Source organism: Bradyrhizobium sp. USDA 4504 (assembly GCF_054063995.1).
Genome location: NZ_JBSSGV010000001.1, coordinates 5,772,531 through 5,798,402, shown reverse-complemented (window position 1 = coordinate 5,798,402; position 25,872 = coordinate 5,772,531). Strand labels below are relative to the sequence as shown.

Genomic DNA, 25,872 nt, shown 5'->3' with positions numbered 1-25,872 from the left:
CATGCGTATATTGAAGGGATTTCTTACCGCTGCCTGCCTCGCTTGGTTCGCATCGTCCGCGACCGCCAAGGACCTGCCTCTCATCGGCCTCACTTATATCGTGGAGCACCCCGCCATCGATGCCGTGCGTGAAGGCATCATCGATGGCCTCAAATCGGCTGGCTATGAAGATGGCAAGACGGCCAAGATTGTAATCCGAAGCGCCCAGGGAAACATGGCGACCCAGGCCCAGATCGCAAACGAGTTTTCCGGTCTCGACCTCGATATCTCGATCGCCATATCGACCCCTTCCGCGCAGGCCCTGAAAAATTCTCTGAAAGGCAAGCCGTTGATCTTCGCAGCGGTGACCGATCCTGTCGGCGCTGGCCTCGTCCCGTCGATGGCCAAGCCGGGCGGCAACGTAACCGGGACCAGCGACCAGCAGCCGTATCCGCCGATCCTCGAGCTGATCAGGGAGCTGGCGCCGGGCGCCAGGAAAATCGGCGTGATCTTCAACCCGGGCGAGGCCAATTCCGTCTCGCAGGTTGAATCTTTGAAAGTAGCGGCCAAGGCTTCTCAATTGGAGATCGTCGAGAGCCCTGCCGCCCAGTCGGCCCTGGTCGGAGACGCTGCGCGCAGTCTCGTCGGCAGGACCGATGCGATTCTGTTGCCTACCGACAGCACCGTCGTGTCGGTTGTCGAGAGCGTGGTGACTGTAGGCAAGACGGCGCGACTGCCCGTCTTCGCCTGCGACACGGGTTCGGTCGAGCGGGGCGCTCTCGCGGCGTTGGGCTTCAACTACTACGAGATGGGCAAACTGACCGCACAGATGGCGGGCAAGGTGCTCAAGGGAATGAATCCCGGCGAAATCCCGGCGCAGGTGCCGAAGAGCCAGGACCTTTATCTCAACGCGTCGTCAGCAAAGGCGATGGGTGTCGATGTCCCCGCCGAAATCCGCGCTGGCGCGAAAAAAGTGATCGAGTGAGATGAGTCTTTTCGCGTTCGCCGGCGCCCTCGAAACGGGATTTCTGTTCTCGCTGGTGGCCCTGGGCGTCTACATCTCGTTTCGTGTGCTCGCTTTTCCGGACCTCACGGTGGACGGCAGCTTCCCGCTCGGAGCCGCGGTCGGCGCGACTGCGATCGTGAACGGCGTCGATCCGTTCCTGGCGACCGCGCTGGCCGCTATGAGCGGCGCAGCCGTCGGGCTGATCACCGCCTTGCTCAGCGTGCAATTCCGCATCATGAATCTGCTGGCGGGCATTTTGTCGATGGTGGCGCTCTTCTCCATCAATCTGCGCATCATGGGGCGGCCGAACCTGCCGATCTACGGACGAGCGACGGTGTTCGATCGTTTCGGCGAACTGGGCGACTTCGGCCTGTGGCGAAATGTGATTGCTCTCGCCCTCTTCGCCATTGCCCGCAAAGCTGCTGATCGACTGGTTCCTCAAGACCGAGATCGGCCTTGCTCTGCGGGCCAGCGGTGAGAACCCGGCAATGGCGGAGGCTCAGGGCGTCAACAATGCCGCGATGATCTATCTCGGAATGGCCATCAGCAACGCGCTCGTCGCGCTAGCTGGCGCGTTGTTCGCCCAGACGCAGGGCGTGGCCGACGTTTCCATGGGCGTCGGTACGATCGTCACAGGACTTGCGGCTCTGATTATAGGCGAGGCGCTGCTTAGGCGGCGGGCTCCTTTCTTCGGGACGCTCGGCTGCCTGGTCGGGGCGCTCGTCTATCGGCTTTTTATCGCGGCAACGCTGAGCCTGGGCTTCATCCAGGCGCAGGATCTCAATCTGGTGACGGCAATCGTGGTCGCAGCGGCGGTGATCCTGTCGCAAGGCCGTGGGCTGGGTATTGCGAAGGGCGGAATGGCCCGCCTTCTCGCACGTCGTGCAGGAGGCAGGGTCAATGCTGCGTCTGAATGATCTGCACGTCACGTTCAACGTGGGAACTCCGACAGAAGTGCGGGCGCTTCGCGGTGTAAATCTCGACATCTCGCCTGGCGAATTCGTCACGGTCATTGGCTCGAACGGCGCGGGCAAGTCGACGCTCCTGTCCGCGATTGTCGGCGCCGTGCGTCCGAGTCGGGGGACCATCAAGCTCGGCGCCCAGGACATAACGGATTGGCCGGCCTCGAAGCGCGCCGCGGATGTCGGACGCGTCTTCCAGGAGCCGCGGCTCGGAACGTGTGGATCGCTCAGCATCGAGGAGAACTTGGCCCTTGCCGCAAAACGCGGGCGTCGTCGAGGCTTCTCGACCGCCCTGTCGGGCGGTCGGCAATTCGCGGACAAGCTCGCGCGGCTCGGACTCGGTCTGGAGGACCGCATGTCGACGCCGATCGGCCTGCTTTCGGGTGGACAGCGGCAGGCCGTCAGTCTGTTGATGGCGACGCTCTTGCCGATGAAGATTCTGGTTCTGGACGAGCATACGGCCGCACTCGATCCTGCCGCTGCGGCGAAAGTCCTTTCGCTCTCAGCGGAGATCGCCGACGCCGACGGACTGACCGTGCTGATGGTGACCCACTCGATGGGAGACGCTCTGGCCCTGGGCACACGCACCATCCTGATGGATCGTGGCGTCGTCGCGCTCGATGTAAGCGGCGAGGAGCGGCGAAAGCTCGACATTCCAGCACTGCTTCAGCTCTTCGGCAAGGCAACCGGAAGGGTCGTCGACAGCGATCAGATGATGCTGACTTGATCGTCTAGTGATGTGTTCTTGTGTGGGAAGCTGGAAACCTGATGAAACGAAAGCGAACCGACAGACAATCGTCGCAAGAGAACGAACTCGGGGCTCCGGCTGTATCTGCAGGCTTCCTTCCGGGCCCGGTCCGAACGGACAGCCTCCTGAAAGCTCACATAGCGGGAATGCCCTTTCACCCTAACAGATTCGCGCCTCCCGCTCCAAACCGACCGTTTTCCTACACCTTCAGCAGAAGAGACGTGTCGGCTTACATAGTTCAATCGTTCGTTCTATTAACTAGGCTACATCAAGGAAGAAACATATGATCAAGCACATCGACTCGGGCGATCTCCTGTCGCAGGTGACCGTCTCGAATGGCACGGCATATTTGTCCGGCCAGGTGGCGTTCGATTCTCGCGGCGCGGATTTCCCGACACAAGCCGCAGAAGTATTCGGGCGGATCGACGCACTTCTGGAGAAGGCCGGGACGGATCGATCGCGATTGCTGACGGCGACTGTGTGGCTAGCGGACCTCGGTCATTTTGCCGGATTCAATGAACTCTGGCGCCATTGGCTTGGCGTGCATGGGCGGCCAGCGCGCGCTACGGTCAAGGCAGATCTGGTATTGCCCGGGCTTTTGATTGAAATTCAGGTAACGGCCGCTGTTGGCGATTGATACGCACAGTTCAGAGGATCCAACATGCAGGCGTTTTCCATCGAGCAACCTGGTAACCCAAATAGCCTATTTCTGAAGAAACGGGCCTCTATAACCCCTGGTGCGCGCGAGGTACTTGTCCGCATCCGGGCAAATTCTCTCAACTACCGCGATCTGCTTATCCTGCGTGGCGATACATTCAACGTGCGGCCGGGTCTAATTCCGCTCAGCGACGGAACTGGCGATATTGTCGCTGTTGGAGATCGAGTCACACGGGCCAAGATCGGAGATCGAATAGCAGCGACGTTCTTCCCGCGGTGGATCGGCGGCCGGGTCAGGCCGGGGTACATTTCGGAACAGCGCGGCAGCGATGTCGATGGATTGCTATGCAGTCACGCCGTCATCAGCGAGGAGGAGATCGTTCACCTCCCGGCTCATCTCTCTTTCGCCGAAGCTGCAACGCTTCCCTGCGCGGCCTTGACCGCCTGGTCCGCACTGACTGGGCCGGTCCCCGTGATAGCCGGCGATACTGTTCTCATCCAGGGCTCAGGGGGCGTATCCTTGTTCGCTCTGCAATTCGCCAAGCTGTTCGGTGCCCGGGTCATTGCGACGACCTCGAGCGCCGATAAGGCCGAGCGCCTGAAAGAACTCGGGGCAGACGACGTCATCAACTATAAGGACACGCCTGATTGGGAGTTTGCCGTGCGGAAGCGAACAGGGGGATTAGGGGCAGATCATATAGTTGAGGTAGGCGGCTTAGGAACCCTGACGCGTTCCCTGAAAGCTAGCGCGGTCGGCGGGCAGATCGCGCTGATCGGCAGGTTGACCAAAGTCGAGGACTTCGATCCGTCGGCGCTCAGCCAGAGTGTGTCGACCGTCCGACGGATCACGGTCGGCAGCCGCGATGGCTTTGATGCGATGAATCGAGCTATCGCCGCGCAGCAACTCCGGCCGGTAATTAGTCGCTCTTTCCCGTATTCTAAGGCCATGGATGCTTTCCGGGCCTTCGAAAGCCGATCACATGTCGGCAAGATCGTAATCGAGCATGAGTGATCACAAGCAACTCAGCGCTGGAGTGGATGCGCAGCCGGAGCCGCGAAGCGTGCACGGCGTCCGTGCATAGCGGACGAAGGGGTGGTTATGCCGCCGGGACGCGTGGTCGTGCGGCAGGCAGCGTAGGCACTTCGCGGACAAGCTCGTGCGGATCAGGCTTGGTCTCCAGGACCGCATGTCGATGCCGATCAGCCTGCTTTCGGGTAGACAGCGGCAGGCCGTCAGTCTGTTGATGGCGACGCTCTTGCCGATGAATATCCTGGTTCTCAACGAGCATACGGCCTTACGGTCCAGCTCAGGATTGTGCCCAACCTACGGAAGGTTCAGTACCTACTACGTCGGCGAAATTTTACATCGATCCCGAGAGCGTGATTCCCAACGCCCGGCGAGACGGCTTCGAGGAGACCGGCGCCTGGCTGGAAATCCAGTCGGAATTGATAACGACGGTCTGTGCACCCCTGGCTTCCGATGCCTATGCGGCCTCGCAACGGGGGCAACTCGACGTCGAAGCAGTCGTCGGCGATATCGGCGATCTGGTGAAGCGCGGCAACACCCTCGCCCAGAGCTCCAGGTCGTCTTACGATCAGGTCGTCGAACTGATGAACTTGGCGAAGAGACCGAGGCGGCGTGCGGCGTCCGCGCTGAAGATCGTCGACGATCTCGACGCGACGGCCGTCGACGAAGGCCACCCAAATCGTCAATAGTCGGTGTTGCTCAAGGACGCCGCCAAATCGGTCGAATCCGTCGAGACGCAAGCGCGGATGCTGGTGGGACGTTTCCTCGACGAGGACGACAAGCTGACGGCGCTCAAGGCGCGTTTGAGAGAGGAAATTCTTCAGGAAGTACTGGACGTCGTCAACGCGTATGTCGATCCGGCTACCTATCAAAAGATCAAGCGCCAACTGACCAGGACTAGATAGTCGGCCAAATTCGCGAGGAACTTGTCTGCGATCGTCTGCTGCAACGTGCTCATGAGCCAATCTCGGCGATTCGTAGGTTGCTGCTGAAAGGATTGTAACCTGCGCAGCGCTGCAGCATAAGGCGACCAAGTCAACATGGATGATCTTGCCGCTGATGGGCGGCGCTTGCCCGTCACGCCGCCGGCCCGGGCGGGTCTTCCTTGATACCGCGGGCAACGATCCGGAGCGTCTGGTCCGGAAGCGGCCGCTGCAGCTTCAGGGCCTCGTCCGGAGGTGCCGTCATCCAGGCCTCGACCTCGTCCGGCGTCGTCAGGATAACCGGCATTGCCTTCGGGTGGATGGCACCGACCTCGGCGTTCGGCTCTGTCGTGAGGAACGCGTATAGGTCGTTTTGGTCCAGATGCCGGCGAAGCAGGCGAGGGGACGATCCTCGTCGAACGCGAACCAGATATCACCGCCCTCAGACTTGTTGAACTCACTGAACGAGTTGAGCGGCACTATGCAGCGATGCTCGGGGCCGAGCCAACGGTCCCAGTGTTTGCCCTTCACATTGCGGATGTTGGTCGTCCCGCCGTCCGGCTCCATTCTGAGCAATTCCTTGAAATCCACCGTCTTGCCTTTGGCCTGCAGCTTTTCCGCTCGTTTCTTCGTGGCGTCCATCAGCGCTTTTGATGACGACGGCATCCCCCATCGCGCCGTAGAGAGTTCGCGGCCCTCGGCTCCGTTCCGCACGATCGGTGCGTTGTAGTCGGGAAAAACCCCCGGCAGCGGCGCCAGATTTCCAACGTATCGGTTCACGACGCGGAACAGCGCGCTGATCGCAGCTTGGTTGGTCGTGATCGAATAAAGATTGCACATCGGTCAGGATTCGGTTGGAGGGTGGCGCGGCTGCCACGTCAACTGTAGCAGAGTCGCGGATGGACGCCGGCCGGCCTTGGCGCATTTGCGGCAGCGCAGCCGGCTGGCGAGATCGTGCACGAAGGTGGTCGGCGGGTGCTTCATCGCCGCGAGGTCGACATCGCTCGGCGTCTTGCAGCGCGCGCACCTGATCTCGAGCCAGGGGAAGCCTCCGTTCGCAGCCTGATCGATGGTCGGCGACGGATCGATCGGCTCGCCGTCACTCCACATCCGTTCGTTCCAGCTTTCGCAAAGCAGCCTGTCGGCTTGCTGGATCATCGCCTCGCCTTTGGCTCGCATCTCCGCCGATTGGGTCGCCAGGATGTTAGCCATCGCGCGTGCCTTGCCGAGCTCTTTCGCCAGAGCCTTGCGATCGCCTCCCGACAGGGGCGTAGGGTGATACTTCGGGGCCATCCGGACATCCAGGCGCAACGAGATCGGATCGGCAAATCCAGAGCGACTACGGCGTCTCGAACGCTGGCCAGCACCCGTCTTCTTCATGCCTGCCGGTGCGCTGCTGGCAAGTGTTGTCGAGCAGCCGCCGCGCGACGTCCTTCCAGACTGCGTTATCGCCATACAAGCGGACGGCATCGGCGGTCTGGATTTCGACTATTCGCTCGCAGCGGCGGCAGGTCACGCGGAGGACGTGGCGCTGAATGTCGGAAAGGCGTCGTTGCCGGCTCTCGCTTGCGGTCGCGCCGGCGCGAGGATCTTTGAGCACCGAGTCCCAGTATTCGGCCGGAAGCGGTGCATCCAGAGCCGCAGCGGAAGGTGTCGGCCTGCGGGCGGCCTGGGCTGCCAGCTTTTCCATCTGCTTCGGGGTCGGCGTGCGCCAGCTCGCGGGTCGGTCGGTCATGCCCCAATTAGAACATAACAAGAACAAATGTCGAGTCCCGCTCCGGCCAGCCACTGAGAAAAAATCATCCTGGCGCGAAGGATGTGATGTCGGAACCAAGGCTGGTGGATCGTCTTGAATCCGGCATCAGTAATGGAGTTCCCCCGATGGCCCCCCGCGCTAACTGGAAAGGCTTCCTGCGTCTTTCCCTCGTCACCTGTCCGGTCGCGCTCTATCCGGCCACCTCGGAATCCGAAAAGGTCTCCTTCAACCAGCTCAACCGAAAGACCGGCCACCGCATCAAATACGCCAAGGTGGACGCCGATACCGGCGAGGAGGTCGACAACGAGGACATCGTCAAGGGCTACAAGGTCGACACCGACACATTCATCGAGGTGACGAAAGAGGAGCTGGAGAACGTTGCGCTGGAATCGACGCGAACGATCGAGATCGACGAGTTCGTCGACCGCAGCGAGATCGACCCGCGCTATCTGATCCGCCCTTACTATCTGACTCCAGATGGCAAAGTCGGGCACGACGCTTTCGCGGTTATCCGCGAAACCATCCGCGAAATGAACAAGGTCGCGATCGGTCGCGTGGTGCTGACCAATCGCGAGCACATCATCGCGCTGGAGCCGCTGGACAAGGGGCTTATGGGGACCCTGCTGCGCTATCCCTACGAAGTCCGGCCCGCGGAAGAGTATTTCGACGATATCCAGGATGTCAAAGTCACCAAGGACATGCTCGATCTCGCAAAGCACATCGTCAATCAGAAGGCAGGGCATTTCGAGCCGGACAAGTTCGAAGACCAGTACGAGACTGCGCTTATTGATCTGATCAACCAGAAGCGCGCGGGCAAGCCCATCACCGCGAAAGCGCGTCCTCGAGGTGAGAACGTCGTGGACCTGATGGACGCGCTGCGCAAGAGCATCGGAAGAGAGGGCGCGGCAGGTCCAGCGGCACCCAAGAAATCAGGAAAAAAGCCGCGCAAGGCGGCGGCTGGGCAGAAGGAAATGCTGATGCCGATCGCAGGCAAGAAGCCGGCGAAGGAGACCGCGGCGAAGAAGCCGGCGGCCAAGCCGCAGCGGAAGTCGGCTTAGGTGACGTGAAGCATCCGGTGACGCCGGACGGCCACTCCTTCGTCGTCCGCGGCAGGCTCTGGCGAATGAAAAATCCGATCTCGACGACGTCACGCGAGATCATCTCGTCTGCCGTCTAACGGCGGCCCGGCGGGTCGGTGCGCGCGCCAGGAAGGCGACCGAGCCGAAGTAACGGTGCATAGGACCGTGGACGAGGCTAAGCAGGCGCTGGGCGAGCGCGGTCCGGTATGGCGGGACGACGGCTCGCCGGCTCTCGATTGCTCTGCAAAGTAGGAGCGATATGGCTGCGGTGAAAAAGACTTCCAGATCGACCTTGAGCGCGGGGATTCTCGCATACCGCAAGGGCGTTCGTGGGCTCGAGGTACTGCTCGTTCATCCCGGCGGTCCGTTCTGGCGTAAGAAGGATGATGGCGCCTGGTCCATTCCTAAGGGCGAAATCGATGCCAATGATGCTCCGGAGAACGTCGCTCGACGCGAATTTGCCGAAGAACTCGGCCCGAGCGCTTCGATTGGTCTACTCCAGGCGCTGGGGGAAGTCCGACAGCGAGGAGGGAAGCGCGTCATCGCGTTCGCCGGCAAGGGCCACTTTGACCCGGGGGCGCTGACCAGCAATAGCTTCGATATCGAATGGCCGCCCCGAAGCGGTCGACGGCAGAGCTTTCCCGAAGTCGACCGAGCGGAATGGTTTGATATCGAGCTCGCGCGGACCAAGATGCTGTCCGCTCAGGTAGAGTTTCTCGATCGCCTTTTGGCAATCGCGGTTGAGAGCGTCGGGAAATGAGCTTCCGGATTGGAATCATTTCGGACACACACGGCCTATTGAGACCCGAAGCGGAACGAGGCCTGACGGGCGTCGATCACATTATCCATGCCGGCGACATCGGGCGCCCCGAGATCGTCGACGCGCTTCGCCGGATCGCGCCCGTCACGGCCATTCGTGGAAACGTAGACAGTGGCGAGTGGGCTCGCGACTACCCCGACACGAAACTCTTACGTCTGGCGGGTAAGTCGATCTACGTTCTGCACGACCTGAAGACGCTGAAGGTCGATCCCGGCGCCGGCATCGACGTCATCGTCTCCGGGCATTCCCACGTGCCGAAGATCGACACGGTCGGTGGCATTCTCTACCTGAATCCCGGCAGCGCGGGACCGCGTCGTTTCAAGCTGCCGATCACGCTTGCGACGCTCGAACTCACGCCTGACGGCATGCGACCGGAAATCCACGACCTTGAAGGCGACTGAGTGCCACCGCGGAGGGCCGGAGGAGGCGAGTGCGTCAATCCTTCCGTTGCCGGGTTACGCCCCCGAGGGAAGTGCTATTTGCGCGGACGTTCTCGCTCGCGTACGACCTCCTTCGCCCGCTTGTCGGACCTGAGCCCAAGATAGACGGGCTGACGCAGTTCGCCCTTACTCGTCCACTCCGCGAATTTGACCTCGGCAACCCACGAGGGCTTGACCCAGGTCGTGGCAGCCTCGTCCTTCACTTTGGCAGGGAAGGGTGATTTCGGGGTCGTCAGCTTCACGAGCTTGGCGTGGAGCCCTTCCAGGACCTTGTGGCTGAAGCCAGTGCCGACATGTCCGATATAGCGCCATGTGTCGTCTTCCCGCACGGCGAGGATCAGGGCGCCGAAGAACGGCCTGGTGCGCTTAGGCGCCGTGAAGCCAGCGATCACCACTTCCTGCCGCTTTGCTGTCTTGATCTTCAGCCAATCCGCCGTCCGCCTTCCGGACGCATAGGCGCTGTCGGCGCGCTTCGCCATGACGCCTTCCAGACCCTTCCGCTCGGCCTCGGCGAAAAATTTCGTGCCGCTCGCTTTGCGGTGACGGCTGAAGGCGATCAGCCGGTGACGCGGTAGGATCGCTTTGAGCCGCTCCTTGCGCTCGAGAAGAGGCTGTTTGCGCAAGTCAACCGTGTCCTGAAACATGAGATCGAAGGCGCAATATAGGAGCTTGGCTTCATGACGCAGCGCGTTCTGAAGCAGCTGGAAATGCGAAACGCCGTCCTTTCCGATCGCGACGAGCTCGCCATCGATCACGGCGTCGCCCTTCACGCCCTCCAGCGCTTTGGCGACCTCGACATAGCTGCGGCTGATGATCTTGCCGTTGCGGCTGTAGAGTGCAACCTTGCCTCGCCGGATTTCCGCGATCATCCGGAAGCCATCGTACTTATCCTCGAAAACCCAGCCGCGGTCATCGAACGGCGCGTCGGTGAGCGTAGCGAGCATTGGCTGTAGGCGTTTCGGCAGGGTCGACGTCCGGCTCATTCAAGGGCCAATCCTTCGGAGCGTGTTGCGTAATGCACGGACGGCACCTTATCGCTCGAGGTAGCCAGGGCCGGTTCGATGAAGCCGGGGAAAAGCGCCTTGGTACCGATAGCCGCCGGCCTTTTACGCTGAAACGCCACTGAAGAACTCCACGCTGCAGCCAATTCAAATTGGCACAGTTCGAATCGTTCCGGAACGTGCGAATCCTTGTCGCGTTTGCTTCGATGTCGCAACAGGAGGCACCGATGGCGGTAGCGAGGAGGAGCAAGACGGCGCGCGGACGAAAACAGGACCGGGCGCGGGTGGCTGGCGGGCAGGACTACGAAGTGCAGTACGAGGCAAAGAAGAGTGGAAAGTCGGCACCGCGGTGAAAAAAGCAGTCAAGAAGGTCGGCAATTCGCGCAAGCGTGTAGAGAAACGGCTGGGCCGCTGAGTCGGAGAAGGGTCGGCGTCGGGAGCTAGCGCCGGTCCTCCTCGTCAGGGAGGCATTCTGGGCAGGTATCACCAATCGAGTCCAGCACGTCGCGAACCGCGGCCTCCGCTGCTTGACGGGATACGTCTTCCGGCAGGTCTCGGCGGGCGATATCGAAGGCCCGCTCTCGGGCATGCGGATCGGCGCGGTCCTGCATCCAACCGTGCTCCTCGCACTCGCGGATGGCGCCGGCTTCGTTCAGCACGTTGATCGCCCAACCGCGCAGGGTGCGGATCGCCGGCCGTCTCTGCTTGGTCATCAGCATTGAAAGGTTCTCCCACGCTGAGACGAATCGTTTAGCCCCGCAGACGTTCCCCATCGCTAACACACGACTGGGATTCTGGAGTGGGATCTCGTGGTCCATCGAAGGCCGAATTTTCCGCGCGGCCAGGTGCCAGGGCGGGCAAGAACGAACTGAAGAAACCGTTTTCCGATACTTCAGACGTCTTATCCGTTTTTTGCGCATGCGGCTGTCGCCGCACCGGGCCCTCGTGAACCGAGCCCCGGAGCATCTACGCCTTGCGGCTTCGATCCGTCGCGCACGAGCAGACCATGGCCCCTCGCGGGGCAGAAACGAAAAACCGGACCTTTGTGCAGCAGCCACCTGCACAAAGGTCCGGTCTTATCTTAGCGTGCCGCGATACCGAACGGCTGCAAAGGACGCTTCATATCTTTTGGAAGGTCTCGCTTTTCATCCGGGTTGCGACCCGGAGGCGGCAATAGATCAGTAGCCGATACGACTACTTCTTTTTCTTTGAAGTCTTCTTTGCCACCTTCTTGGTAGCTGCCTTCGCGGTCTTCTTTGCCTTCTTCGCTTTCTTGACCATGTCGTCCTCTGTAAGAATTGGCTCTAGTGAACATGCCCACGCCGTGCATAGACACGCGCACGAGTGAGACGATATCACAAAAGCAAAATTGATACCAAGGAGACGTGAATCCGCATTGAGTCGCTCGCCGGAGGCACTCGCCCTCGGGCCCGCCGTCATTGCATGCCGGCGTCGCTATCACTGCCCTTCGGGTCGGGTGCCTTTTTAACCGGTCTCGCGACTGCACTCGGTCCCGGGTCCCGCCGCTACGCGTCGGCGCTATGCTGACCCTCCTGCGGGTGCCTCTTTTGATTCTCTCACTCTTCTCTTGTTGTCAGCCCTGCCGGGCTACCCGGCATTCTCACGGTTGAGATCTAAGTCCGTATGTCCTTTAGCGCCAGCATAGCGGCGCCATCGGTCTCCGTCGCAGTCGAGCCGCCGCCGCGTATGAAGGCGCGGCGGCTCGACATCGGAGAATGCAGATGCAGAAGATTCTTTACGTGGGGCTCGACGTTCACAAAGTCAGCATTTCGGTGACCGTGGCGGAGGACGGACGCAACGGGACCGTGGGTTTCATCGGTGCGGTGCCAAACACACCGGCAGCGTTATCTAAGCTGCGCAAACGGTTGGCCAAGGACGGCCATCGACTGGAGTTTTGTTACGAAGCCGGCTTCTGCGGCTATGGCATATATCGGCACCTTCGCCCACGTACGCGGGAGTGCGATCAGGGTCGCTAGCGTTTGCCGGACGCGCCCTTTTAGCCGTTGATGCGCTGGTGTCAGCAGGTGCCCGTTTGATCCGGCTGTGTCCTTGTGCTGCGTCGATTTCGACCGCCATGGTGGTCTCCGTCAGTTCGTTCATGGCGCGTCCAACGCAACCTCGAAGGGGCTGATCAGGCCCGAGGGCCGGCAAAAGCCTCGATCGCCTTCCCGCAACGGCTACGCCTGCTTTTTTCCCCTGCCGCGAAGGGGCGGCATTCCTCGCGGTACAAAAAAGCAGGCTATCGCCGTCCTCCGCTGGCGCTGCGGGCCTGAAGGCTGCGGGCCGATCGCTCCCCGGGCCAAGGATCGCCATCGAGGCTGCGATGGGCGCGGCCCGAGCAACAAACGGAGACCACCATGGCTACCATCGGCACCTTCACCGCTTCGGACAACGGCTACATTGGCTCGATCAAGACGCTGACGCTGAACATCAAGGCGAGGTTCGCCGTATCCGAGAAGGACAACGACAAGGCGCCCGACTACCGCATCTTTGCCGGTGTGACCGAGTTCGGTGCCGCGTGGAAGAAAACCGCCCGCGACAGCGACCGTGAATACCTCTCGGTCAAGCTCGACGATCCGAGCTTTCCGGCTCCGATCTACGCCTCGCTGGTGAAGGTCGACGGCGACGAGGGCTTCACCCTGATCTGGTCCCGCCGCAACGGCGACTGATCCCATAGGGATCATCAGCCCCGCCTCCTCGGAGGCGGGGCTTTTTGCTTTTCTTGCGCCGCTTTGCAGGAGGAAGAGCATTTTTTCTTTGAAGAGATTGCGAAGGGCTCCGCCCTCGCGCGGGCAAGGGTGAAGCACACTTCGTGTGCCGGCCGGAGCGGTATCCCCGGTCTTCCGCGCAAGAGTTCTTCATGACGACGTCGTCGTCAGGCGCGTGCAGACGCGCGCCGCTGGCGCGCCCTTGCCAGGCGGGTGATCCCCCTCCGCGTCCTGCCGCCCTTGCCCTTGCTACCCCAGGTCTCGCCGACGGGCAGGGTTGCAGCGCAGCGCTGCGCTTCAACCTCAGCCCATAGGAGAGCGATCATGAACACAATGACCTTGTCCCAAAGCGAACAGCCTGCGCCCGGCGGTTTCCGCGTGGATATATCGCGCGGCCAGCGGATTGGCCGCGTGTCGTCTGAGTGGTTTGCGCGACCCGATGACGAACGGTATCTGAATTTGCCGGACCTTTATGAATCGGTGCGAGGACGGGCCGAACGCGCGCAAGCTCGGACGGTGGAAAGTCGGACCATTCGGGTGGAGGCGAGCCGGGACAATGCCGAGCGGCTGGCCCTCACTGTGCCGGGACGCGACGAGCCGGTGGCGCCGACCCATTGGAGCTTTGGCCAGTTGTGTACGCTGGTCGGGGCGCCGACCTCCTATCTGCGGCTGCTTCCCGCGGCCCTGTCGGCCATCAACCTGCAACACGGCTTGCTGTCGCATCGCGCCGAGCTCGTGAAAACCTTGGAGACCAATAGCGGACGCGTCGAGCTTCGTGCTGTCACCGGGCCGGACTATGGCCGTATCTGGGATCATGAGCTGGTCGCGGCCGTCATGAAGATCGCGGGCAACGGCACGGGTGACACCCGGTGGAAGGTTCCGGGCGTGATGGACTGGGCGACCATGACCCACAATCCCTTTGTGGACGTGACCAAGGACACGACGACACTCTACGCCAGCGATCGCGACGTGTTCCTGTTTCTGGTCGACGATACCAATCCGATCGAGGCGGGACGCCTGCCGGATGGATCACCGGATGTGTATTTCCGGGGATTCTATTGCTGGAATAGCGAGGTCGGCAGCAAGACGCTGGGGATCGCCAGCTTCTATCTCCGGGCCGTCTGCATGAACCGCAATCTGTGGGGCGTGGAGAATTTCGAAGAGATCACGATCCGGCATTCGAAATCCGCGGCCCAACGTTTCGTGCATGAAGCCGCCCCGGCGTTGACTAGCTTTGCCAATTCCTCGCCCGCGCCATTCGTCGCCGGGATCAAGGCGGCGCGGGAGCGGATTGTTGCCCGCACTGACGAGGACCGAGAGAGCTTCCTCCGCAAAAGCGGGTTTTCCAAGTCCGAGACCTCGAAAATCATTGAGACCGTTCTGGGCGAAGAGAATCGCAAGCCGGAAAGTATCTTCGATTTCGTGCAGGGCATTACCGCATTGGCGCGCGGCAAGGCTCATCAGGATACGAGGCTTGAGCTTGAAAGCAAAGCGAAGCGCTTGATGAAGCGCGCAATCTGAAGACTTGAGCCGCGTAACCGGGGCGCCAGTTGCGCGGCCCCTCCAAGCCGGATCGCCGGCGGCGCTGACGCGCGTCCGCGTCCGGCGCTCGCCGGGCCTTCGGCCCGGCTCGCGGAAGAGATCAGGATCGAATCTTAGACACTTTCTCGTCAAGCAGGTCGACCGGCCGCACCTCCAAAGCTTGGGCCGTCTCCCAGATTGTGAGCAGGGTCGCGTTTTGCAGCCCTCTTTCCATACTACTGATGAAGGCCCTATCGACGCCCATGCGTTCTGCGACGGCCTCCTGGCTCAAGCCAAGGCCTAGCCGAAAACGGCGCGCATTTGCTCCAAAGACCTTGCGAATGTCCATCCGCAGGATAGGAAGCAATCGCGTATTTTGGCGCTACGTGTTATAATACGCGGACGACCTCGGTTGCGTGTGCTCGCAAAAGGAGTTTCGAGTGCGGAAGGATAGAAGAACGCGCTTTCCTGCGGCGCCAAGCTTGGGGCAGGTAGCATGCCATGCGCTGGTGTCGGCGACGATGCGAGAGCGCGCGTTGCGAGCGCTGCGAGTCGAGTCCCGTTCCCTGGAACAGGGTAGCCCCGATGCCAAAACCACCGCTTGATCCGGAGGTTGCGGACGCCGCGCCGGACGATCCGACCGTTACACCATATGACCAGCAGCATGTCGTAACCTACATGCGACTTCTACAGGCTGAGGGTGAGGGGGCGGACTGGCGCGAAGTGGCTCGAATCGTCCTGCATATCGCTTCGGAACATGAGCCCGAGCGCGCGCGGATCGCATACCAGAGTCATCTTGCGCGCGCCAAGTGGATGACCGAGCAGGGCCGTCTTCTACGCGGTGCGGGGGCGAGCTAGAGGAGATTCGTCAACCAGAAGATCAATCTAGAAACGTCTTCTCCAGCCGCAGGTGGTCATCCGGAAGCACCACGTGGTGCCAAACTAGGGACTTCCTACAACTCGCCAGTTCACGATTATCGCACCGCAATCCTTGTTAGTTGCGTGCATGCGGGTGGAAGCAATGCCTGAGTTCGACTGGCGGTCGCCGGAATCCTACAAGAGTCTTCAGGACGCAGAGATTATCGACATCGCCGGGGAATGTCTTCGCCGTAACGTGGATTACCGACGCAGCTATGAAGCGATGCTCGCCAACAGCCCGGATGGCGAAGTGACGCCCGAATTCAGGAGGAGGTGGGGCATCTGCTTTCGCTCATGACCCGCTGAGGTTCTTCAAGGAACAGACGGTCTTTTGGGCATCCGAGGTTCTGCCGACCGTCGTTCCAATCTCAATGACCACGTCGCCCGTTAGCAGTGACGCAGCGTCTCAGCCGTCGATCGATGTCGCGGCTGGTCGGGTTCGCCGCGCCGCCGACGGCTGGCATGCAGTGCTGCGCATTGGCGCGGTCGACCACCGTGTCTGGTCAAGAGAAGCGCCGGCCGTTGCCACCCACTACGTGGCCACGTTGTCGTTTGACGGCGACTTCGCCGCGCGGGCGTACGCTGCGCGACGGCTGTGGCGAGCCATGAGCGGGCGTGCGCCAAATCCTGCCTTTCACGAGCTATCCAAACAGCGACGCGAACGGTTGAGCGCGGCTCTTCGCGCGCTCGATGCGCGTGGGGACGGCGGCACGTATCGCAGCATCGCTGAAGCGTTGTTCGGCAGCAAGCGTATCCCGGACCGTGCCTGGAAAACACACGATCTGCGCAACCGGAGTCCGTCTGGTGCAAACCGGCCTCGCAATGGTGCGCGGCGGTTATCGCCAAATTCTGCGGCGCGGGCGCAAGGGCAAATAGCACAGCCCCGCCTGGGGTATCGAAAATCGTCCTTCTCAAACTTCGGCTCCCACTCCGAGATCGCGCTCCCTCTAGGTCTACTTGGCCGGTATAGCGCATCTACCTGAGCTTTCGCGACCGATGTGGCGTGCCCGGCGCGTTTGCAGCGTCCATGCGGGACCAACGCGTTACGAGAGACATCTTGCGGGCGGTCCGTCGCCGGCGGAAACGCAAGCCAATATCAGCGATCTCGCGAGCTTGCCGGGAGTTGGGGTTCGCGTTCAATCGCTCCCACGGTGAGTTCCGCTGGACCGCCAGTCCATTGGACATGTCGGTGCGGCCGAGCGTCAGGTATACTTTCACGCCAGCCGGAACGACGATCATGGTGCTGTCTCCCTTGCGGCGAGCTGCCGCATCACCGCAGGCGGAGTGCTGCTGGCCGGCGCAAAGACACGCCGTCCATCGGCCAGCTTGGTGTCCATTATGCCGCCCGCGGCTGCACCAGAACGCGCAAGGCGGCGAGCGCCGGCATCTCATTGGCCGTGCCGTCGGCGTGCGTCACCGTCGCGAGTTGCGGTGCCTTGCAAGCGGTCAGCCAGCGGACCGCCATGCTGGTGGCGGCGCCATCGCGCCGGCAAACCTGCGCCACGCTGACGCCCGGCTTCTCCGTCTGCTGCTCGATCGCCTGCTTCGCCTTGTTGCTGAACCGACGCCGGATCGACCGGCCGTCCACCGCTTCCGGTGTCACGTAGTTTTGGGGCGCGCGCAATTAGCAGCGCTGCTTGATTGAGCCCGGGCACCCGGAGAAGAACAATCGCCAGTCCAAACTCGTCGCCGGAATCTTCGGGACGATCGCGCCAGATCCGCAGCGAATCGGGCGAAAGACCGAGCGTCGCGGCATACCCGGCATGCCCGATGCCGCTCCAGTTCATCGCCTTGACATGCATGCCCAGAACGCTCGAAGCCCGATCGGATCGCAGTTCGAGCGCACACTGTAGCGAGAGCGCGTGGGCCTCTTGCGCCGCTTCGGCTACCGCTTGTTGGGTGGACGTTCTGCCGTCGCTTGGCGAAAATTCCGCTGCTCTTCCACACGTTTGCGCGAGCCTCCCGGACTCACCAGATGGCGAACCCAGCGCTCGAACCTCGCCATCGAAAGCATGCGCCGGCCGCAATATTCCTCCGCATCCTGGTCGTCGCAGTACCAAATCTGAACGTGCAACGACCAGCGGGGTTCGCCTTTGCCCATGAACGGCGAGGCGCCGTCGGAGATCATCCACTGGAGCAGAAAACCCGAAATGGAACGAGAACACACTATGGAAGAGTTGTGCAGGGACCGGACGCTTAAAGACGACCGAGCGATGGCGAGATAAAAGGGCGCAATGTGCGCCGCGGTCGGTTCGTTGTGTTGTTTGGAGTTTTCCGCCTGCCGCGCAAGGTGCTTGCCTGGGCAACAATGTGCGCGCTGCACGCAAGTCACTGACACTCCGCGATCTAATAAACATTGCCGAGGTTGGCGGCGGCTGAGGATCGTGAGTTTCGCATCCGGCCCGGCGGCATCTGCTCATCCACTTCGCAGCGGGCGCGGCGCTTTATTGCGCAGGCGATCGCGGCGGCGCAGAGGGTTGGCGGGCAGGTGCCCCGTTCGGACCGCATTATTACGGGCAACCGGTCACGCCTCGGGCGCGGCCGGATCGCCAGCGTGCCGGCCAACCACCTGTTGACGGGGCGCTCGTGCCTCGTCGTGATCAAGACCCGCGTCATCCGTCACATCGCCCGCGCCGCGCCGTTCGTCGCCCACCTCAATTATCTCCATCGCGAGGGGGGGCGACGACACGGACAAGGCGCGGCTGTTCGGGCCGCAGACCGAGGACGTCGTCGGCCGTGCCCTCGCGGAGCGAGAGCATGGCGGGCCTCAAGTCCTTCGCCCGCGAGCTAATGGGCCAGGTGGCGAAGGATCTCCTTGGCGGCTCGGGCTGGCTAGCAACCTGTTGATCGATCACCGGACCCGGAGGCGACGATGGCGCCTGCCTTACCGTCTGTCAGAACGATCACCCGGCCGATCAACTGCTTCCCCGGCAGCGTGCAGTTCGCGGAGGATGCTATTGGCTCTGCCGTATGGCATCAGGGGCCAGTGTCGAGTACCAGCTTGGTAGGTCCATCAGCAATTGCACCCAGAACTGGCAATTCTGATTCTCATTGACCTGTCCAGATTCGCGGAGCAGCCTAAAGCCCGATGGGCATCGCACATCCGGTCCGCCGAGCTTTCTCTGGTAGGACCTTACAAGAGCCGAATGGTGTTGGCGATCCGCCGCATTGTCCTACGAAGAGCAACCAACAAAATGTTGGTTCGGGTGCGCGCGCTTTTGCGTCGCAACGAATTCTACCTGATCCCGCTGGCGCTCCTGGTAGGCTTCATGGCGGGTGCCATTGTCACGCTGATGAGCGAGGTCGCCCAGATCGCCCATGTCCTGATCTACGGGATCCCGATCGACGTCCGCCTCAGCGCCCATGACCATATCAACCCGTGGGCGGCGCTGAGCGCCCCCGCGGTCGGAGGGCTCGCGCTCGGGATCATGGAGTGGTCGCGGCGGCGCCTGAAGATATCGAGCGCGGTCGACCCGATCGAGGCCAACGCGCTGCGCGGCGGACATCTTTCGCTCCGCGACAGCGTGGTGGTCTCGAGCCAGACCCTCATCTCCAACGGCTGCGGCGCGTCGGTCGGGCTCGAGGCGGGCTACACCCAGATCGGCTCGGGCGTCGCCTCCCTGCTCGGCCAGTTCCTCAATTTGCGGCGCACCGATCTCCGCCTGATCGTCGGCTGCGGCGCGGCCGCCGCGATCGCGGCGGCGTTCGGGGCCCCGATCACCGGCGCGTTTTATGCCTATGAGCTGATCGTCGGCGTTTACTCGGTGGCGAGTGCAGCCCCCATTCTCGCCGCGTCGCTGTCGGGGGCGCTCGCCGCGCAATGGTTCGGCGGCTCGCCTTATTTGCTGGAAGTTCCCCGCGTCGGCACGGTCAGCGTCGAGCAATACCTCGCCCTCATCGTGCTGGCGTTGATCGCCGGTGGTGTCGGAATTCTGGTGATGCGAAGCTCCGTTCTGTTCGAGCGCATGTTCACACAATCCTGGCTTCCGCTCTGGATCAGGCCGGCGATCGGCGGAATTTGCGTCGGCGCGCTGGCGATCGTCACGCCGCAGGTGCTCGCCGCCGGCCACGGGGCGATGGTGCTCGATATGCACCACGAGATGGCGGCGGGCCTGATTGCGACGATCATCGTGCTGAAGCTTGCCGCCTGCATGATCTCGCTCGCCTCCGGCTTCCGCGGCGGTCTCTTCTTCGCCTCGCTGTTCGTCGGCAGCCTGCTCGGAAAATTGTTCGCCGCGCTAGTGATCCTCGCGAGCCCGAAGCTCGGAATTGATCCCTTGGTCGGCATGCTCACGGGCATGGCGACGCTCGGCGTCGCCATCGTCGGCGGTCCGCTGACGATGTCGTTCCTGGTGCTGGAGTTGACACGCAGCGTCGACGTCACCGCCGTTGTGCTGGCTGGCTGCATCGTCACCAGCATCTGCGTCCGCTTCAGTTTCGGCCATTCGTTCTCGACCTGGCGCCTGCACCTGCGCGGGGAGACTATCCGAAGTGCCAACGACGTCGGCTGGCTGCGCAACCTGTCGGTGGAGCGGATGATGCGCAGCGACGTCGCCAAGGCGCCATCGACCTCGACCATCGCGGCCTGCCGCCGCGAGTTCCCCTTGAGCTCGCTGCAGGCGATCGTGGTCGTCAACGACGCCGACGAATATTGCGGACTGGTGCTGCTTCCAGAACTTTATTCCGTCGAGCTCGATACCATCGCGGACGACATCCAGGTGGTGGAGCTCGCGCGCTATTTCGACGACGTGCTGCTGCCCGAAATGAACGTGAAGACCGCGATGGCCGTGTTCGACAAGGCGGAGGCGGATCTTCTGGCCGTGGTCGAATCCGCCGATAGCCGAAAGGTGATCGGCTATTTGCCCGAGTCGCTCGCGCGCCGTCGCTATCTCGAAGAGATCGACCGAGCAACCGGCGGCGTGCTCGGGGCAGTGTGAAGAGTTTTAGCAAGGGGACCACCGGACCGGCAGCAAGCCGAGTAGGAAAGCCTCGTAACTGGTCCTGGACTTGCCTCGGTGCTCGGATCAGCTTGCCGAGTGGCTTCTGGCTTCGCAGGCAACGGCCGGCTCTTCGCTCCTGACCACCACAGAGTTTCTCGATCTCGGGCTGGCAGGCGCTGCGAATCTGTCCCTCGCTATGTGGTGTCCCCCCGATCCTTTGCGCGAAACCAGCCACGATTTCCTCAGGCTTGCGGCCTGTCCTTGCGAAAAACGCCGACGATATTGATCGACCCCAAATTGGTCGCATCGACCCCGATTTGTCCGGGGTGGCGCTCCCCACGCTGTACTAAATCACGCTGTGTCGCGGCCCTCCGCGTTGCTGCGGCCCTAACGGGTGCAGTCCCGATCTTTGAAGGACGGAAACGATGTTTTCTTGCTTGGAGGTTCATCGATGAAACTAACAAAGTGTCTTGTCCTCGGTTCTGCGGTCATGTTTGTGGGCGCCAGCGCGCAGGCAGCCGATCTTCCCGTGAAAGCGAAGGCCGTCGAGTACGTGAAGATTTGCTCCTTGTACGGAGCTGGATTTTACTACATCCCCGGCACCGATACTTGCATCAAGCTCGGTGGTTATGTGCGAGCCGAGGTTGGATTGAATACAAACGCATTGCACGATACTACCAATACTGGTGTCGCTGGTGCGCAAAACCGCCTCCGCAATTACTATACCACCAAGGCCCGTGAAGACCTGAACATCGATACGCGCACCGCGACCGAATACGGCGTGCTCCGAACCTTCTTCGATGGGGCCTTGACTTGGACGTCGGGCGGCTATGCAGGTACCGGCACAACGGCTGTGAATGGCTCGACTGCCTACAGCGGAGCTGGTGTCGCTGGTGGTACGCTCGGTGTCTACTACGCGTTTATCCAGTTCGCTGGTTTCACAATGGGCAAGGCGGTCTCGCAGTTCTCCTCGCCTTGGGTCAACTATCCGGCCAATAACTTCGACGGTCTGCCCGGTGCTGGCGGCTCGGTTACTGGTGTGAACCAGTTCAGTTACACGGCTGAATTCGGCCAGGGCATCACGGCTGCGATCTCCGCGCAGGACCAAGTTCAGTATAATACGACCAACATCTGGAACGTGAGCGGTGCAACGGTCGCGGGACTTGCGACCGGAGCTTACGGCGCGAACGACATCGGAGGCGCGTGGTCTCCTGACCTTGTCGCCATGGTTCGCGTTGATCAAGCTTGGGGTCTCTTCCAGGCGTCGGTCGCCGCGCATGACAACCATGCCGCCTACTACGGCGCCGACGAAACGACTGGCCATCCGGACGACAAGTGGGGCTGGGCCGCTCAGTTGGCCTTGTCGATCAAGAATCTGCCCACCGGCGCGGGTGACACGATCAACATGTCTGGCGTGTATACGAACGGTGCGAGCCGTTACAACTTCCAGGACCTGATGACGACCACATACGCAATGTACGGCGGCACCCGTTTAGCGGGTGCTTACCAGAGCGTTGGCCTTGCAGGTCTGTCTGACTCCGTGTTTGTGGCTGGCTCCGGCCAGCAACTGACCACGACCTACGGCGTCCAGGGCGGCTATACGCACAACTGGAATCCGTACTGGAACACGGGTATCTATGGTGCTTGGGCCGCTGTCCGGTATAACGGCACAGCTAAAGGCTACATCTGCGGCGCCTTCGTTGCAGGCCTAGCGCTCTCGAGCGGCGTTGCCGGTTGCAACCCCGATTTCAACTACGGGGTAGTCGGTGTGATCACGCGCTGGACACCGGTCAAGAACCTGACCTTCTCGGCCGACCTCGCTTACAGCATGCTCGACCAGAAGTATGCGAGCGGAAGCAAGGTGACCCTGCCTCTGCAGTCGGCTATCGCGAAGCCCGGCGCCATGTATGAGCTTAAGGATCAGAACGCTCTGACGCTGCTGATCCGCGCTCAACGCACCTGGTGAGGCTCTGACAAACTAGTTGTACGCCAAAGGCGGTGCGGCTCATCCGCTGGCGGCTGCGTCCGACGCGCCGGGTCTCGGCATCGATTGGGACTGGGACGCGATCGGTGCGATGCGCGTCGATCAAACCGGAGCGTATCGCCGAGTATAAGCGGCTGCATGGGGCCGCCTGGCCAGAGATCCTGGCCAGGATCTCCGAATACAACATCCGCAACTGCACGATCTTCCTGCGCATGCCGGAGAACCTGTTGTTCGGCTACTGGAAATATCACGGCGAGGATTTTTCCGGCGACAGCGCGCGGATGGCGGCCGACCCAAGGACCCGCGCATCGTGGGCGCTTGCGGACCCGATGCAGGTGCCGCTCGTGAGCCGCGCGGAGGGAGAGCATTGGTCGACGATGGAAGAGGTATTACACCATGACTGAATCGCTGACCGAGCGTTTGTCGCGCTGCTACACTGGCGTCGTGCATGACGTCATGCGCGGCAGGGGCCTCGCCGACTTCACGCTGCCGCCGGAGATCACGCCGCTCGTTCCGGAAAAGGTGCTGTGCGGGCCGGTCTTCACCATCGAGGGCCACGTCGACGATCGCGCCGAAGCGCACCAGACCTTGCTTGAATGGACCGGGCTATTGTCCAAGGCTAAACCCGGCCACATCTGGGTGTGCCAGCCGAACGACCGCGTCATTGCCCAAATGGGCGAATTGTCGGCCGAAACGTTGCAGAAGAAGGGGGTGCTCGGCTGTGTGATCGACGGCAATATCCGCGACGTGAACTTCATCCTCAAGATCGGTTTCCAGTGCTGGCGGCGCCGGCATACGCCTCGCGACGTTGTCGGCCGCTGGCTCCCGCGCGGCTTCGACGTGCCCATTACCATCGGCGACGTGCTGATCCGGCCCGGCGACTATCTGATCGGCGACCGTGACGGCGTCATCCGCGTCCCGCAAGAACTCGTCGGGGCAGTTACCGACGAGGCCGCCGTCGCGATGAACACCGAAAACAAGGTACGCAAGGCGATCCTCGACGGGATGGACCCGCGAGAGGCCTATCTGACATACGGCAAGTTCTGACCATGCGGATCGCCACGGTCGACATACGCTGTTGTCATCACCGCGAGGTGTCCCTTGCTGAGGATACGCTGCTCGGCACCAGCAATCGAGATGGGTTTGAATTCGTCGTCTACACACTGACGACGGAAGAGGGGCTCTCGGCTTCGATGTTCGGCTTTGCCGGCCGCTCTGCACGTGGCTCAGGCGAGCTTGCGGCGGCCGCATTGAAGCCACTTCTGATTGGCCGTAATGCGCTCGACCGCGAGGCGCTCTGGCACGAGTTCCGGAAAGTTGACCGCTTCTGGAGCCATCTGCCGATCTATTCCTACGGGCCGGCCGATGTTTGTCTTTGGCTCCTGGGCGCTGAAGCCGCCGGACAGCCGCTGCATCGCTACATTGGCGGCTGCCGGACGGAGGTGCCGACTTACTTGAGTTCGATGTTTCTAAAAACCGCGGACGACTATGTCGCCGAGGCGGTTGCGGCCAAGGCTGGCGGCTATGCGGCGTACAAGCTGCATCCGCCGGGCCGGTCCGTCGGCGAGGATATTGAAATCCATGCCGCCGTGCGCGCAGCGGTAGGGGCCGAATTCACGTTGATGAGCGACCCGGTCGCCTTCATGACGCTCGACGAAGCGATACGCTATGGGCGAGCTCTCGAACGACTTGATTATCGCTGGCTCGAAGAGCCTATCCCGGATGAAAACTTCTCTGCGTTGCGCGAGTTGTCGCGGGCGCTCGACATTCCGGTCATTGGCACTGAAGTTTTAGCCAAACATCCCTACAGTGTGGCCGAATGTGTCGCTGGTCGCGTCGTCGATGCGGTTCGCGCCGATGTCAGCTGGGCGGGTGGGGTGACCGGCGTCCTGAAGACCGCGCATCTTGCCGAAAGCTTCCACATGAATTGCGAGATTCATTCGGCCATCTTCCAGCCGCTTGAACTCGTCAATCTTCACCTCTGCGCAGCCGTGAAGAACTGCAGCTATTTTGAGCTGCTTTGCCCCCGCGAAAAATTCGAGTTCGGGCTGGCGTCTCCGCTGCCGGTCGAAGGCGGCATCGCAACATTGCCGGAAAAGCCAGGTCTCGGCGCCGAGCTTGATTGGGATTTGATCGACAATGCCACTGTCGCGCAGCTCTGAGGCGGAGGCTCGGAGGGAGCAATCTTTTCGAGTCTGACAATCACAAACAACACTGGGAAGACGTTCATGACCTTCTCTATCCTTGCGTTCTGCCCGAAAAGACACGCGATCAAATTATGAGCGCGGATCCCGAAGCTGCTGGTGCAAGCTACCGCGCCAGCGCCCTTGAAGCCTGCGCCAGTGCTTTGCTCGAGCGTGCCGGGCTTGCTCGTGACCGGACAGCCGATATTGCCTCGGTACTGGTCGAGGGCGACTGCTTCGGGAAATCGACCCATGAGCTGGCGCTACTGCCTCTCTATCTGCGCGAGATTGAGAGTGATGAGATGTCTGTTGTGGGCGAACCCGAAATCGTCAATGACTTCGGCGCGCCTGACTTGGGATGGGCACAAGCTTCCCGGGCCCTGGCTGTTGCGGCGCGCGACGCAAGAAGCAATGTCGCGGGCGGCCCGGTTCGGGATGGGGGCGATCGCCATCCAGCGCAGCCACCATACGCCTGCCTCGGCGCCTATCTGAGGCCGGCAGTTGACGCCGGCTACATGATGCTACTGACACTGACCGATCCCGGCCATAGCAGCGTCGCGCCGTTCGGTGGGGTAACGCCGGCTCTGACGTCGAACCCGATGGCGTTCGGCACACCCGCCACCAATGGACCGGTGATGATCGACATGTCCACCGCGCTGTTGACGAACGGCGCGATCGCCGCCTATCGGCAGCGCGGTGAGCAGCTGCCGCACCCCTTTTTTGATGGATAGCCAAGGCCAACCCTCGACCGATCCCAACATCATGGCAGCTATCCCGCCAGGTACGGCTCTGCCTCTCGGCGGTCTGGAGGCCGGCCACAAGGGCTATTCCCTCGGTCTCATCGTAGAACTGCTGACGGGCTGCCTTAGCGGGCGGGGACGTGCTGACGCAACCGACGGCTGGAGTGCGGCGGTTTTCATCCTCGTCATCGACCTCGCCGCATTCGGAGGGGCCGACGCTTTCCGGCGTCAAGTAGCGGCGCTTGCCGGCATGTGCCACGCATCTCAGACGCGGCAAGGCTTCGAACGTGTCGAACTGCCAAGCGCTCACGCTCTTGCGCGGTGGGAGTGGCAGCTTCGGGACGGCGTCCGACTGTCAGCCAGCATCAGCGCTGAAATAGTGGAATGCGCGAGGCGCTTCGAGGTGCCGATGCCGGATCCGATTCCTTGAGACCGGCGCCGAGCAAGACCCGATCGATC

Annotated in this window: 30 protein-coding genes and 3 pseudogenes; 24 read left to right on the top strand and 9 right to left on the bottom strand. The window is 61.8% G+C overall.

The genetic code is table 11. The features are described from left to right. Position 1: 1 nt before the first annotated feature. The 7 genes and pseudogenes from ACVMB1_RS27285 to ACVMB1_RS27255 all read left to right on the top strand — a co-directional run bounded on the left by ACVMB1_RS27285 (position 2) and on the right by ACVMB1_RS27255 (position 5,284). Positions 2–964: an ABC transporter substrate-binding protein gene (locus tag ACVMB1_RS27285; protein ID WP_456849381.1), complete on the top strand. Its 963-nt coding sequence runs from the start codon at positions 2–4 to the stop codon at positions 962–964. Between the two features lies 1 nt (position 965). Then, positions 966–1,902, top strand: a pseudogene (locus ACVMB1_RS27280) (ABC transporter permease). Beyond that, positions 1,886–2,674: an ABC transporter ATP-binding protein gene (locus tag ACVMB1_RS27275; protein ID WP_141340661.1), complete on the top strand. Its 789-nt coding sequence runs from the start codon at positions 1,886–1,888 to the stop codon at positions 2,672–2,674. The pseudogene ACVMB1_RS27280 and the gene ACVMB1_RS27275 overlap by 17 nt, the downstream one beginning before the upstream one ends. A 304-nt stretch (positions 2,675–2,978) precedes the next feature. Then, positions 2,979–3,332, top strand: a complete 354-nt coding sequence (locus tag ACVMB1_RS27270; RefSeq protein WP_253638695.1) for a RidA family protein — start codon at positions 2,979–2,981, stop codon at positions 3,330–3,332. A 24-nt stretch (positions 3,333–3,356) separates the two neighbouring features. After that, the gene (locus tag ACVMB1_RS27265; protein WP_141340659.1) at positions 3,357–4,364 is read left to right on the top strand and encodes a zinc-dependent alcohol dehydrogenase family protein; all 1,008 of its coding nucleotides are present in this window, start codon (positions 3,357–3,359) and stop codon (positions 4,362–4,364) included. 368 nt (positions 4,365–4,732) lie between these two features. Continuing rightward, entirely contained in the window at positions 4,733–5,068 is a 336-nt protein-coding gene (locus ACVMB1_RS27260) for a hypothetical protein (protein WP_253638696.1), read from the top strand. A 3-nt stretch (positions 5,069–5,071) separates the two neighbouring features. Then, entirely contained in the window at positions 5,072–5,284 is a 213-nt protein-coding gene (locus tag ACVMB1_RS27255; RefSeq protein ID WP_225648605.1) for a hypothetical protein, read from the top strand. A 172-nt stretch (positions 5,285–5,456) separates the two neighbouring features. Here the strand turns inward: ACVMB1_RS27255 and ACVMB1_RS27250 are convergent. From ACVMB1_RS27250 to ACVMB1_RS27240, 3 genes and pseudogenes are all read right to left on the bottom strand, one after another. Then, positions 5,457–6,142: pseudogene (locus ACVMB1_RS27250) on the bottom strand (SOS response-associated peptidase). 3 nt (positions 6,143–6,145) lie between these two features. Then, the gene (locus ACVMB1_RS27245; RefSeq protein ID WP_253638697.1) at positions 6,146–6,595 is read right to left on the bottom strand and encodes a hypothetical protein; all 450 of its coding nucleotides are present in this window, start codon (positions 6,593–6,595) and stop codon (positions 6,146–6,148) included. A 46-nt stretch (positions 6,596–6,641) separates the two neighbouring features. Next, entirely contained in the window at positions 6,642–7,037 is a 396-nt protein-coding gene (locus ACVMB1_RS27240) for a hypothetical protein (RefSeq protein WP_253638698.1), read from the bottom strand. 146 nt (positions 7,038–7,183) lie between these two features. Between ACVMB1_RS27240 and ku the strand changes: the two genes are divergently transcribed. From ku to ACVMB1_RS27225, 3 genes are all read left to right on the top strand, one after another. Further along, positions 7,184–8,116, top strand: coding sequence for a non-homologous end joining protein Ku (gene ku / locus ACVMB1_RS27235; protein WP_253638699.1), 933 nt, complete (start codon positions 7,184–7,186; stop codon positions 8,114–8,116). Between the two features lie 280 nt (positions 8,117–8,396). Beyond that, positions 8,397–8,897, top strand: coding sequence for an NUDIX domain-containing protein (locus tag ACVMB1_RS27230; RefSeq protein WP_456849379.1), 501 nt, complete (start codon positions 8,397–8,399; stop codon positions 8,895–8,897). Next, positions 8,894–9,358 carry a metallophosphoesterase family protein gene (locus ACVMB1_RS27225; protein WP_253589108.1) on the top strand — a complete coding sequence of 155 codons (465 nt, stop codon included), beginning with the start codon at positions 8,894–8,896 and terminating at the stop codon, positions 9,356–9,358. Before ACVMB1_RS27230 ends, ACVMB1_RS27225 begins: the two co-directional genes overlap by 4 nt. Before the next feature lie 74 nt (positions 9,359–9,432). Here ACVMB1_RS27225 and ligD read toward each other — a convergent pair whose 3' ends face one another. Then, positions 9,433–10,380: a non-homologous end-joining DNA ligase gene (ligD, locus tag ACVMB1_RS27220; protein WP_253625460.1), complete on the bottom strand. Its 948-nt coding sequence runs from the start codon at positions 10,378–10,380 to the stop codon at positions 9,433–9,435. A 245-nt stretch (positions 10,381–10,625) separates the two neighbouring features. Here ligD and ACVMB1_RS27215 point away from each other — a divergent pair. Then, positions 10,626–10,813: pseudogene (locus ACVMB1_RS27215) on the top strand (DUF3606 domain-containing protein). A 25-nt stretch (positions 10,814–10,838) separates the two neighbouring features. Here the strand turns inward: ACVMB1_RS27215 and ACVMB1_RS27210 are convergent. Together ACVMB1_RS27210 and ACVMB1_RS27205 are read right to left on the bottom strand one after the other, a co-directional pair. Continuing rightward, a complete protein-coding gene (locus ACVMB1_RS27210; RefSeq protein ID WP_141340648.1) occupies positions 10,839–11,117 on the bottom strand; it encodes a hypothetical protein in 279 nt (92 codons plus the stop codon). A gap of 362 nt (positions 11,118–11,479) precedes the next feature. Beyond that, a complete protein-coding gene (locus ACVMB1_RS27205; protein WP_253589111.1) occupies positions 11,480–11,728 on the bottom strand; it encodes a hypothetical protein in 249 nt (82 codons plus the stop codon). 412 nt (positions 11,729–12,140) lie between these two features. Here ACVMB1_RS27205 and ACVMB1_RS27200 point away from each other — a divergent pair, with 412 nt between their 5' ends. The 3 genes from ACVMB1_RS27200 to ACVMB1_RS27190 all read left to right on the top strand — a co-directional run bounded on the left by ACVMB1_RS27200 (position 12,141) and on the right by ACVMB1_RS27190 (position 14,648). Further along, the gene (locus ACVMB1_RS27200) at positions 12,141–12,395 is read left to right on the top strand and encodes a hypothetical protein (protein WP_253589112.1); all 255 of its coding nucleotides are present in this window, start codon (positions 12,141–12,143) and stop codon (positions 12,393–12,395) included. Between the two features lie 381 nt (positions 12,396–12,776). Continuing rightward, complete coding sequence (locus tag ACVMB1_RS27195) at positions 12,777–13,088, top strand: DUF736 domain-containing protein (protein WP_253625461.1); 312 nt, start codon at positions 12,777–12,779, stop codon at positions 13,086–13,088. Positions 13,089–13,451: 363 nt separating this feature from the next. After that, positions 13,452–14,648, top strand: a complete 1,197-nt coding sequence (locus ACVMB1_RS27190; protein WP_141340642.1) for a DUF932 domain-containing protein — start codon at positions 13,452–13,454, stop codon at positions 14,646–14,648. Positions 14,649–14,769: 121 nt separating this feature from the next. Here the strand turns inward: ACVMB1_RS27190 and ACVMB1_RS27185 are convergent, their stop codons facing one another. Beyond that, complete coding sequence (locus ACVMB1_RS27185) at positions 14,770–14,997, bottom strand: helix-turn-helix domain-containing protein (protein WP_141340641.1); 228 nt, start codon at positions 14,995–14,997, stop codon at positions 14,770–14,772. A 236-nt stretch (positions 14,998–15,233) separates the two neighbouring features. Here ACVMB1_RS27185 and ACVMB1_RS27180 point away from each other — a divergent pair, with 236 nt between their 5' ends. From ACVMB1_RS27180 to ACVMB1_RS27170, 3 genes are all read left to right on the top strand, one after another. Further along, positions 15,234–15,506, top strand: a complete 273-nt coding sequence (locus tag ACVMB1_RS27180) for a DUF2285 domain-containing protein (RefSeq protein ID WP_141340640.1) — start codon at positions 15,234–15,236, stop codon at positions 15,504–15,506. 163 nt (positions 15,507–15,669) lie between these two features. Beyond that, complete coding sequence (locus tag ACVMB1_RS27175; protein WP_141340639.1) at positions 15,670–15,864, top strand: transcriptional regulator domain-containing protein; 195 nt, start codon at positions 15,670–15,672, stop codon at positions 15,862–15,864. A gap of 73 nt (positions 15,865–15,937) precedes the next feature. Continuing rightward, positions 15,938–16,549: a DUF2285 domain-containing protein gene (locus tag ACVMB1_RS27170; protein ID WP_456849377.1), complete on the top strand. Its 612-nt coding sequence runs from the start codon at positions 15,938–15,940 to the stop codon at positions 16,547–16,549. Between the two features lie 353 nt (positions 16,550–16,902). Here ACVMB1_RS27170 and ACVMB1_RS27165 read toward each other — a convergent pair whose 3' ends face one another. Both ACVMB1_RS27165 and ACVMB1_RS27160 read right to left on the bottom strand, forming a co-directional pair. Then, positions 16,903–17,190, bottom strand: coding sequence for a helix-turn-helix domain-containing protein (locus ACVMB1_RS27165; protein ID WP_141340638.1), 288 nt, complete (start codon positions 17,188–17,190; stop codon positions 16,903–16,905). A 261-nt stretch (positions 17,191–17,451) separates the two neighbouring features. Continuing rightward, on the bottom strand, positions 17,452–17,889 hold the full coding sequence (locus ACVMB1_RS27160) for a hypothetical protein (protein WP_141340637.1): 438 nt from the start codon (positions 17,887–17,889) through the stop codon (positions 17,452–17,454). An 823-nt stretch (positions 17,890–18,712) separates the two neighbouring features. Here ACVMB1_RS27160 and ACVMB1_RS27155 point away from each other — a divergent pair. The 7 genes from ACVMB1_RS27155 (at position 18,713) to ACVMB1_RS27125 (ending at position 25,843) form a co-directional block, all read left to right on the top strand. Further along, a complete protein-coding gene (locus ACVMB1_RS27155; RefSeq protein ID WP_141340636.1) occupies positions 18,713–20,503 on the top strand; it encodes a chloride channel protein in 1,791 nt (596 codons plus the stop codon). A 454-nt stretch (positions 20,504–20,957) separates the two neighbouring features. Then, positions 20,958–22,472 (top strand): porin, encoded by a 1,515-nt coding sequence (locus ACVMB1_RS27150; protein ID WP_141340635.1) that lies wholly within the window; start codon positions 20,958–20,960, stop codon positions 22,470–22,472. A 104-nt stretch (positions 22,473–22,576) separates the two neighbouring features. Then, positions 22,577–22,894 carry an L-rhamnose mutarotase gene (locus tag ACVMB1_RS27145; protein ID WP_141340634.1) on the top strand — a complete coding sequence of 106 codons (318 nt, stop codon included), beginning with the start codon at positions 22,577–22,579 and terminating at the stop codon, positions 22,892–22,894. Further along, the gene (locus ACVMB1_RS27140; protein WP_141340633.1) at positions 22,887–23,537 is read left to right on the top strand and encodes an RraA family protein; all 651 of its coding nucleotides are present in this window, start codon (positions 22,887–22,889) and stop codon (positions 23,535–23,537) included. The genes ACVMB1_RS27145 and ACVMB1_RS27140 overlap by 8 nt, the downstream gene beginning before the upstream one ends. Positions 23,538–23,539: 2 nt before the next feature. Beyond that, positions 23,540–24,652: an enolase C-terminal domain-like protein gene (locus ACVMB1_RS27135; RefSeq protein WP_141340632.1), complete on the top strand. Its 1,113-nt coding sequence runs from the start codon at positions 23,540–23,542 to the stop codon at positions 24,650–24,652. Between the two features lie 116 nt (positions 24,653–24,768). Next, entirely contained in the window at positions 24,769–25,404 is a 636-nt protein-coding gene (locus tag ACVMB1_RS27130) for an Ldh family oxidoreductase (protein ID WP_456849375.1), read from the top strand. Then, positions 25,397–25,843: an Ldh family oxidoreductase gene (locus ACVMB1_RS27125; protein WP_456849373.1), complete on the top strand. Its 447-nt coding sequence runs from the start codon at positions 25,397–25,399 to the stop codon at positions 25,841–25,843. Before ACVMB1_RS27130 ends, ACVMB1_RS27125 begins: the two co-directional genes overlap by 8 nt. Positions 25,844–25,872 lie beyond the last annotated feature (29 nt).